Annotated in this window: 8 protein-coding genes and 1 pseudogene; 1 reads left to right on the top strand and 8 read right to left on the bottom strand. The window is 60.8% G+C overall.

Annotated features, from left to right (window positions below; translation table 11 throughout):
• Positions 1-134: 134 nt before the first annotated feature.
• The 7 genes from ABY403_RS09395 to acs all read right to left on the bottom strand — a co-directional run bounded on the left by ABY403_RS09395 (position 135) and on the right by acs (position 7,799).
• Positions 135-530: a response regulator transcription factor gene (locus ABY403_RS09395; protein WP_372840528.1), complete on the bottom strand. Its 396-nt coding sequence runs from the start codon at positions 528-530 to the stop codon at positions 135-137.
• A gap of 3 nt (positions 531-533) precedes the next feature.
• Positions 534-1,055: a hypothetical protein gene (locus tag ABY403_RS09390; RefSeq protein WP_372840527.1), complete on the bottom strand. Its 522-nt coding sequence runs from the start codon at positions 1,053-1,055 to the stop codon at positions 534-536.
• A 14-nt stretch (positions 1,056-1,069) separates the two neighbouring features.
• A complete protein-coding gene (locus ABY403_RS09385) occupies positions 1,070-2,893 on the bottom strand; it encodes a putative nucleotidyltransferase substrate binding domain-containing protein (RefSeq protein ID WP_372840526.1) in 1,824 nt (607 codons plus the stop codon).
• A gap of 96 nt (positions 2,894-2,989) precedes the next feature.
• A complete protein-coding gene (locus ABY403_RS09380; protein WP_372840525.1) occupies positions 2,990-4,801 on the bottom strand; it encodes a sodium:solute symporter family protein in 1,812 nt (603 codons plus the stop codon).
• Between the two features lie 15 nt (positions 4,802-4,816).
• The gene (locus tag ABY403_RS09375) at positions 4,817-5,074 is read right to left on the bottom strand and encodes a DUF4212 domain-containing protein (RefSeq protein WP_372840524.1); all 258 of its coding nucleotides are present in this window, start codon (positions 5,072-5,074) and stop codon (positions 4,817-4,819) included.
• A 60-nt stretch (positions 5,075-5,134) separates the two neighbouring features.
• Complete coding sequence (locus tag ABY403_RS09370; RefSeq protein ID WP_372840523.1) at positions 5,135-5,812, bottom strand: adenylate kinase; 678 nt, start codon at positions 5,810-5,812, stop codon at positions 5,135-5,137.
• 13 nt (positions 5,813-5,825) lie between these two features.
• Positions 5,826-7,799 carry an acetate--CoA ligase gene (acs, locus tag ABY403_RS09365; protein WP_372840522.1) on the bottom strand — a complete coding sequence of 658 codons (1,974 nt, stop codon included), beginning with the start codon at positions 7,797-7,799 and terminating at the stop codon, positions 5,826-5,828.
• Between the two features lie 402 nt (positions 7,800-8,201).
• Between acs and ABY403_RS09360 the strand changes: the two genes are divergently transcribed.
• Entirely contained in the window at positions 8,202-8,693 is a 492-nt protein-coding gene (locus ABY403_RS09360) for a HugZ family protein (protein WP_372840521.1), read from the top strand.
• A gap of 49 nt (positions 8,694-8,742) precedes the next feature.
• On the opposite strand, the pseudogene ABY403_RS09355 reads toward ABY403_RS09360, so the two are convergent.
• Positions 8,743-9,187: pseudogene (locus ABY403_RS09355) on the bottom strand (right-handed parallel beta-helix repeat-containing protein); the annotation flags it as partial.

The following is a 9,187-nucleotide window of genomic DNA, read 5'->3' as shown; positions in this document are numbered from 1 at the left end:
GAAGGCGTTGAACACCGCAGGGTCGTCTATTCCGTGATAGCCGACATAGATGCCGGCGGATATTGCTCCGAGGTTGCCTAGCGTCAGCGCCGCGAAGAACAGAAATATTCTGGTCCGCAGGCTGAAGCGTTCACTCATGGCCCGGCCTCCGGCGCAAGAAGGCGCTGCACCTCGGCACGAAGTTCCTTCAATTCGAACGGCTTGGCGATAAAGCCGTCAGCGCCAAGTGCCAGCCCCTTGCGCCTTTCCATCGCCGAACCACGTGCGGTCATCATCAGAATCTTCACACCGTCCAGCGCGCGGTCGGTGCGCACGGTCTGGCAAATCTCGTATCCCGAAACCTCGGGAAGCATCACGTCAAGCAGCACAAGGTCGGGCATCGTTTCGCGGATGCGTGCTACCGCCTCTGCGCCATTGGCGATGCGGTCATGTTCATAGCCTTCACGGGTCAACAGATAGTCGAGCGCGATGGCGATGTTGTCCTCATCCTCGACAATGAGAACCCGGCGTTTTTTCGCTCCGTCGGCCATTGCCTATCCTCCGTTGCACGCGGCCTTCAGCATCACGTCATCCAGCCCCACCGGCACCCAGACGGCGCCACGCAGGGTTCCGTCGGGCACCAGTTCAGCACCTTCCACCAGATCGGCCCGCGCGCCGGCCGCGCAGTCGAAGGCCACCGGCACGCGCATCGTCTCGCCCCAGCGGGTGACCAGTAGCACCTCTGTCGCCGCCAGATCAGGCGTTGCAGCCGAGCGTAAGACCGCAGCGCGATCGATTGCCATGAACCGCGAGGTGACCGGGAACAGATACGACCAAGGCCGCCAAGGTGCACCGCCACGAACCTGGTCAAGGATCACCACGCTTTCGGGCAAATCTTGGCTGACGCGGTCGAACCACGAATATTCGTTCCACGCCGAATAGATGATCATCGAGGCACCGATTGCCGCGGGCATCAGCCACTTTGGCAGGCGGCGGCCGCTCAGATGGTTGGCGGCATAGACAATCGAGAAGGCCAGAATGCCAACCGCCGCCATCGTGATCCAGTCAACTGCCATAGGCTATTCGTCCTTTATCCCGGTGCGCCCTTGCCGTGGCTCAGCGCCGATTGCATCGTGCGCACCACAACAAAGGCATCGCGCAGATGGCTGCGCTCAAAATCTGACAGGTCCGAGGGCGACAAGAAGTTGTCGGGCTTGCGCCCCGAACGCACCAGATGCGCCTGATTTTCGAGTCGCATCGAAGCGATCAGGTCATATGCCTCAATCAAATCGCGCGCACCAGACGAAGAAATAACCCCTGCCGCCTCGGCACCTTGCAAGCGCGCGCGTGTGTTGGCGGCGGTCAGACTACCCTGAAGCGCATAGACACGCGCAAGATCGGCCACCGGCACCACGCCGTTGTGTTTCATGTCGATGTGGTTGCGATATTCGCCAGAGCGGATCGTCGCGAAACCGCGGATCAGGCCCAAGGGCGGCGTATGCTTGAGTGAATTGGCGATCATATGCGCTACGAAGATCGAGTTTTTCGAGGCGAGTTCCAGTGTTTCGTCCTGCAACTCCTGATACAGGCTGACGGTGCCGCCGATCGGGCGCAGATCGAACATCACCGAGGCAAGCATCTGCGCCTCGTTCGAAGGCACCGCGATCCAGCGTTGGAAATAGTCGCGCCAAAGCTTTTGGCGCACCCGCCAGCGGTCGGCCGTAGCCATCATGTCGCCGGGGCAATAGACGTAGCCACAGGCGTTCAGCCCGTCCGAAACGATCTTTGCCATCTTGGCAAAATAGGCCATGTCATCCGGCGTGGCGTTGTTGTGAATGATCATGCAGTTGTCCTGATCGGACACGCCAGTCTGTTCCTGCCGCCCCTGACTTCCGCAGGCCAGCCAGAGATAGGGCACTGGTGCGGTGCCCAGCTTTGCCTCGGCCATCGCGAGAAGTCGGCGGGTAACCGCATCCGCAATGTCGGTAATCAGGCGCGTTACAACCTCATGCGCGTGGTTGCCGCCGACAAGCTGCACCAGCAGACGCGGAATACGGGCGGTGACGGATGCCATTTCCTCGACCGTCTCGGCACCTGCCACATCGCGCACCAGTGCCGCGGCGCTGACAGCCTGAAAACGGGTTAGGTCGGTCTGCGTGACCATACCCACAAACCGCCCGCCCTCGACAATCGGCAAGTGCCCGATCTTGCGTTCAAGCATGATGTGCAGAATGTCCGAACCAAGCGCATCGGGTGGCAACGAGATTGGCTTGGCGGTCATCACCCGCGATACCGGCGTCTGCGGAGAGCGGCCTTCGGCCAGCACCTTGTTTGCAAGATCGCGCACGGTCAGAATGCCCAAAAGCCGACCGTCCTCGGTGACACCAAGGCTCGAGATATGAGAATCGCGCATCATCCGCGCAGCTTCTGCCACCGTGGTGCTGGGCTCGCAGGAAAGGGGTTTGCGCGCGACCAGATCGGCAACCTTCAGCGTCGAGATATCGGCGGTGTGGTTGTCTTGCCCGCGGCCCCGGTTGAAAAACCGCTCGAACGCGGGGAAGCGCGCAATAAGTTCACGAAACTCGACTGCGGGCAGCATCAGGATCGTGCTGTCTTCACGGGTGTGGGCGGTGGTGGCGGCAAGACCGTCGCGCATCAGCCCACGCTCGCCAAAAGTATTGCGCGCTGAAAGCAGCGAAACCAGCCCGCCGTTGCGATCAAGCACCTCGACCCCGCCGCGCTTGATCAGGTAGATGCCCGAAAGCACGTCGCCGATCTGGTAGACCAACGTGTCAGTCGGAAACTCCTTGCGCACGAAGAAACTGGCGACGCGCGCCAATTCGTCCTTGGGTAAGGTATCGTAGGGGTGGACGGTTTCCAGAAAACCGATGGTTGCCTCGAGATCGTCGCCCATCGTTCCCCCCTCGGGATGACGTGAGCGCCAGGGTCACGGCGCGCCGTCGGTCACTTGGCTCGGGCGCGAGGGTTCCCCCGCGCCCGAAACTTTCTTTTAGTGAGCGGTGGCAGCCCCGGCGCCTTTCGGCACGCGGATACCCTCGATCAGTTCCTGGATCTCTTGCGGCGGCTCTTTCGAGGTCATCGAAACCGCATAGGCGACACCGAAGTTCACCAGCGCGCCGACCGCACCGATCGACAGCGGCGAGATGCCGAGCACCCAGTTGTCAACGGTGTCAGGCAGTTGGTTGGTGCCGGGGAAGAAGAACCAGCCTTTGTAGATGAAGATGTAGACGAGCGTGAAGATCAGGCCCGAAAGCATCCCCCAGACCGCACCCGAGTTGTTGATGCGCTTAGAGAAAATGCCCATCATCAGCGCCGGGAAGATCGAGGCGGCGGCGATACCGAAGGCAAGCGCCACGGTTTGTGCCGCAAACCCCGGGGGGTGCAGACCAAGGTAGGTAGCAACACCAATCGCAACAGCCATTGCGATACGCGCGGCCAGCAGTTCGCCTTTTTCCGAGATGTCCGGGTTCAAGGCACCCTTGATCACGTCATGGCTGATGGCCGATGCGATGGCCAACAGCAGGCCCGCTGCGGTCGAAAGCGCGGCGGCAAGACCACCGGCGGCGACCAGCGCGATAACCCAACCCGGCAGGTGGGCGATTTCGGGGTTGGCCAGCACCATGATGTCGTTGTTCACGGTGGTCAGCTCGTTCCCGGTCCAACCTTTGGCCGTTGCCATGGCGGCGACGTCGGCGTTCTTGTCGTTGTAGTACTGGATCTGGCCGTCACCGTTTTTGTCTTCAAACTTCAGAAGACCGGTTTTCGCCCAGTTGTTGATCCAGTTGTACTGCGGATCGTTCGCAATCGAGTCGACAGAGATGGCTTCGCCGTCAAAGGCTTGGCCCGCGACCGCGTTCGGCCAGAAAGTGGTGGTCAGGTTCAAACGCGCCATCGCGCCGACGGCCGGGGCAACGGTGTAGAGAAGCGCGATGAACACCAGCGCCCAACCGGCCGAGGCGCGCGCATCGGCAACCTTCGGCACGGTGAAGAAGCGCACGATCACGTGCGGCAGGCCGGCGGTGCCGATCATCAGCGACATGGTGAACAGCACCATGTTGAGCATGTTGGTCGTCATGCCGGTATACTGGCGGAAGCCAAGCTCGGTCACCAGTTGGTCGAGTTTGGTCAACAGCGCCACACCCGAAGCGGTATGCGTACCGAACAGGCCGGTTTGCGGCAGGAAGTTGCCGGTCAGGTTCAGCGAAATGAAGATCGCCGGGATCGTGTAGGCGATGATCAGCACGCAGTACTGGGCCACCTGCGTGTAGGTGATGCCCTTCATGCCGCCAAGCACGGCATAGGCGAACACGATCGCCGCGCCGATGTAGAGACCGGTCGACGATTTCACTTCGAGGAAGCGCGCAAAGGCCACGCCAACACCGGTCATCTGGCCGATAACGTAGGTGACCGAGGCGATGATAAGGCAGGCCACCGCCACCATCCGCGCCGTCTTCGAATAGAAGCGGTCGCCGATGAACTCGGGCACGGTGAACTTGCCGAACTTGCGCAGATAGGGTGCAAGCAGCAGCGCCAGCAGCACATAGCCACCGGTCCAGCCCATCAGGTAGGCAGACTGCTCATAACCACCGGCCGCGGCCATGGCGATGATACCCGCCATCGAGATGAACGAGGCCGCCGACATCCAGTCAGCGCCGGTCGCCATACCGTTGAGGATGGGGTGAACACCGCGGCCTGCGGCATAGAACTCTGACGTGGAACCCGCGCGGGCCCAGATCGCGATGCCGATGTAAAGCGCGAAGGTCGCGCCAATCACCAGCAGGTTGAGGGTAAACTGATCCATTGTCCCTGCTCTCCCTTATTCTTCGACGCCGAATTCCTTGTCGAGCTTGTTCATGCGCCAGGCATAGACAAAGATCAGGACAAGAAAGACCAGGATTGAGCCTTGCTGGGCAAACCAGAAGCCCAGATCACTACCACCGACCGCGATGCCCATCAGCATCGGCCGCAAGATGATGCCAAAGCCGAAGGAAGCCACGAACCAGATGATCAGAAAAAGCTGAATCATCCGGATGTTCGCTTTCCAGTAGGCATTGGACGAAGATTTGTCCGCCATTTACGTTACTCCCTGTTGTTACCTCCGGCGGCACCCCCAGCAGGGAACCGCCCTTCCCCGTCACGTCGCCGATACACGCTCCACAATGCGGCTTAGCCCTGCGCCGATTTCGTCGATGGATCCCATCGCATCGATCTTTTCCAGAACGCCTGCCTTTTCGTAATGCGCGATCAGCGGTGCCGTCTGGGCGTGGTAGGCGATCAGCCGTTCCCGCGCCGTTTCGGCGTTGTCGTCGGCACGGCGCTTGAACTCCGTGCCGCCGCACTTGTCACAAACGCCCGCAACTGCGGGACGTTTGAATTGCTCATGATAGCCTTCACCGCAGCTAGCGCAGGTGGTGCGGCCCGAAACCCGCGCCACCATCGCTTCGTCATCAACCTCTAGGCTGATGGCGGCGGTCACTTTTTGCCCAGCCGCCGACAAAAGCGCATCCAGCGCCGCGGCCTGCCCGGCAGTGCGCGGGAAGCCGTCGAGGATGACACCCGCTTTCACATCCGGCTGCGCCATGCGCTCCTTCAGAACCGCCAGCACGATTTCGTCGCTGACAAGCTGGCCTGCCTCCATCACCGATTTTGCGGCTTTGCCTGCGGGGGTGCGCGCCGCGACCGCCGCGCGCAAAAGATCACCCGTCGAAAGCTGGATCAGGCCGAAACGGTCTTCCAGCATCCGCGCTTGCGTGCCCTTGCCCGCGCCCGGAGGCCCAAGCAAGATCAGCACTACCGGAGAGGGTTTTGCCATTTTCTGCAAGCCCTTAGCCCCGGTTCATGCGGTTGTCGATCAGTTCCTGCACAACCGAAGGGTCAGCCAAAGTCGAGATGTCGCCCAGCGCGCCGTAGTCATTCTCGGCGATTTTGCGCAGAATGCGACGCATGATCTTGCCCGAACGGGTCTTGGGAAGGCCCGGTGCCCACTGGATAAGATCGGGGCTGGCGATCGGGCCAATCTCGGTGCGAACCCATTTGACCAGATCCTTGCGCAGCTCTTCCGAAGGCGTCTCGCCGTTCATCAGCGTGACATAGGCATAGATGCCCTGCCCCTTGATCTCGTGCGGGTAGCCGACAACGGCGGCTTCCGCGACCTTGGCATGCGCAACAAGCGCCGATTCAACCTCGGCCGTGCCCATCCTGTGGCCGGAAACGTTGATCACGTCATCGACACGCCCAGTGATCCAGTAATACCCATCGGCATCGCGGCGGCAGCCATCGCCGGTGAAGTAGTAGCCGCGATACTGGCCGAAATAGGCTTCTTGGAAACGTTCGTGATCGCCCCAGAGCGTGCGCATCTGCCCCGGCCAGCTATCCGATATGCACAGCACGCCTTCGCATTCGGTTTCGCCTTGGCGCACACCGGTATTGGCATCAAGAACCACCGGCTTCACGCCAAAGAAGGGCGTGGTGGCCGAGCCCGGCTTGGTGGGCGTGGCACCCGGCAGCGGGGTAATCATGTGGCCGCCGGTTTCGGTCTGCCAGAAGGTGTCGACAATCGGGCATTTGCTCTTGCCGATGTTCTTGTCATACCAGACCCAGGCTTCGGGGTTGATCGGCTCGCCGACCGTGCCCAGCACCCGCAGCGTCGAAAGATCATATTTTTCAATCCACTCCGTGCCCATCCCCATCAGCGAGCGGATCGCCGTCGGGGCGGTGTAGAACTGCGTCACCTTGTGCTTTTCGCACACCTGCCAGAAGCGCCCGGCATCGGGGAATGTTGGCACGCCCTCGAACATCAGCGTTGTCCCGCCGTTCGCCAGTGGCCCGTAAACGATGTAGCTGTGCCCGGTCACCCAGCCCACGTCGGCGGTGCACCAGAACACATCGCCGTCTTGGTAGTCGAAGGTGTATTGGTGCGTCATCGCCGCATAAACGAGATATCCGCCCGAGGTATGCACAACCCCCTTGGGCTTGCCGGTCGAACCCGAGGTGTAAAGAATGAACAGCGGGTCTTCGGCCCCCATCGGGCGCGGCGGGCAATCGGGGCTCGCGTGCTCCATCAAAAGCTTCACATCCACATCGCGGCCCTGAATCCACGTGGTCTGCTCGCCAGTGTGCTTTACCACAAGGCAGCGCACCTTGTCAGAGCAGTGCAGCAATGCAGCGTCAGTATTGGACTTGAGCGGCGTGCGGCGCCCGCCACGCGGGGCGGTATCGGCAGTGATGACAAGCTTCGCGCCGCAGTCGTTGATGCGGTTTGCAAGTGCGTCAGGCGAAAAACCCGCGAAGACCACCGAATGGATGGCACCAATACGTGCGCAGGCCAGCATCGCATAGGCCGCCTCGGGGATCATCGGCAGATAGATCACAACCCGGTCGCCACGCATTACACCTTGGCTGAGCAGCACGTTCGCCATGCGATTAACGCGCTCTGCAAGCTGGTTGTAGGTGATGTGTTGAGCGGGCGTCTTCGGGTCATCCGGCTCAAAGATGATTGCGGTCTGTTCGCCGCGGGTCGCAAGATGACGATCGATGCAGTTTGCCGCTACGTTCAGTACACCGTCTTCGTACCACTTGATGTTGACATGACCGAAGGTGAAATCGGTGTTCTTCACCTTGGTATAGGGCGTGATCCAGTCGAGTCGCTTGCCTTCGCGGCCCCAGAACTTGTCCGGATCAGAGATCGACTCGTTGTACAGCGCGCGATATTTTGCGGCGTCTGCATGTACGCCCTCAAACCCCGCCGGTACCGGCCGCGTTGCCAGCGTCCCACCTGCCGAATGCTCCTGTGCGGCCATAGTCAGATTCCTCCCTGTCACTAAAGTCGCCTTGCCGCGACCCATGCCTCCGAAAATACGAAAGCCTCCATCCCGGTTTGATTGTAAACCATTTGCGGCGTTTCATGTAAGCCCCTTTATGCATTGGGTTATTTTGTAAATTAATTCACAGCGTTTGCGATAACTGTGTAAATTGTCGAAATCTCGCGGCGCTTTTGACAATGTGTTTCAATCGCTTGCCTGTTCACGCTGTGGTGAAATGACGCTGCGTCCTGTGCTTTTTTGTCGCTATTTTAAACAATACTAAACTTCACTGCTGCACAGGCCGACCGCCGTAACCGATGCGATTCGCCCCCCCAAAACGCGCAAACGAAGCAAAGCAAAGCCCCTAGTTCTCGATCAGCAAAGCACCCCAGAGCCGCCATGCCCAGCCCGCTCTCGCCCATCCGCCCCACCGACAATGCGGCCCGCACGCTGGCCCGCGATCTGGTCGCTGGCGCTCGGTTCGGGGCTATTGGCGTGTTGCATCCGGTAAGCGGGGCCCCACATGTTGCGCGCATCGCGCTTGCCCCCGCCACAGGCGGTGGGTTGCTGGCCCTCGTCTCGGGCCTAGCACTGCACTCGCGCGCGCTGGCGGTGGCACCACAGGCAGGGGTTCTGCTTGGCGAGCCGGGGGCAAAGGGCGACCCGCTGACACAGCCGCGGCTGAGCCTCAGCGTGACCGCGCGCTTTGTTGAACCCGAAGAGGCGCGCGCGCAGGGTTTGCGCGCGCATTGGTTGGCGCTGCACCCAAAAGCGCGCATCTACGCTGATCTGCCCGACTTTCGCTTTGTGCACCTTGCACCCACCGGCGCGCTGCTGAACGGTGGGTTTGGCCGCGCCTTTGAGTTGACGGCGGAAGACCTTGCGCCATAAAAAAGGCGGCACCACTGGTGCCGCCCTCGTTTCGCATATTGTCGGCCCTTCAGGCCAGCAGATCCATCCGCAACTTGACCTGCACCCGCCCCTTGGCCGCCTGCGACCAATTCAAACTTATTGATTTCTTGTCGGTGCCCTGCTCGGTCAGAACATAAGGCATCTCGCTTACACGCGCGTTTGCGGCGGTGGCAATCATGCCTTGCGTCACCACGCTTTCGACGTTGCGCGCCCAGCCACCAAAGAGCAGCGCCGCGCCGGGGTTAAGCGTCCAAGTCGCCTGTGCGGTGGCCTGCGTGAAGTCCATCGTCATCGGGTTCGACACGTATTGCTCGACACCGTTGAAAATATTGCCCTCCATCACGATGTTGCGCATCCGGCCATAGTCCAGATCGGCAAAGGTCGTATCCACCTGCTCGATCCGGTCAACATTGCCGCTGACAGCGCGGAACACGTTGCCCGAGATGTTCAGCCCTTGGATGAAGTGACCGGCT

The sequence above is a fragment of the Phaeovulum sp. genome (assembly GCF_041596715.1).
Lineage (GTDB): Bacteria > Pseudomonadota > Alphaproteobacteria > Rhodobacterales > Rhodobacteraceae > UBA6213.
The sequence above is the reverse complement of the archived record's forward strand: the minus strand, read 5'-3'. Positions and strand labels throughout refer to the sequence as shown.

Bases quoted from the DNA above. Each gene is read 5' to 3' on its own strand.
- ABY403_RS09360 (WP_372840521.1), top strand. From the start codon at position 8,202: ATGCCCAGCCCGCTCTCGCCCATCCGCCCCACCGACAATGCGGCCCGC.
- ABY403_RS09380 (WP_372840525.1), bottom strand. From the start codon at position 4,801: ATGGATCAGTTTACCCTCAACCTGCTGGTGATTGGCGCGACCTTCGCG.
- ABY403_RS09375 (WP_372840524.1), bottom strand. From the start codon at position 5,074: ATGGCGGACAAATCTTCGTCCAATGCCTACTGGAAAGCGAACATCCGG.
- ABY403_RS09385 (WP_372840526.1), bottom strand. From the start codon at position 2,893: ATGGGCGACGATCTCGAGGCAACCATCGGTTTTCTGGAAACCGTCCAC.
- ABY403_RS09390 (WP_372840527.1), bottom strand. From the start codon at position 1,055: ATGGCAGTTGACTGGATCACGATGGCGGCGGTTGGCATTCTGGCCTTC.
- ABY403_RS09395 (WP_372840528.1), bottom strand. From the start codon at position 530: ATGGCCGACGGAGCGAAAAAACGCCGGGTTCTCATTGTCGAGGATGAG.
- acs (WP_372840522.1), bottom strand. From the start codon at position 7,799: ATGGCCGCACAGGAGCATTCGGCAGGTGGGACGCTGGCAACGCGGCCG.
- ABY403_RS09370 (WP_372840523.1), bottom strand. From the start codon at position 5,812: ATGGCAAAACCCTCTCCGGTAGTGCTGATCTTGCTTGGGCCTCCGGGC.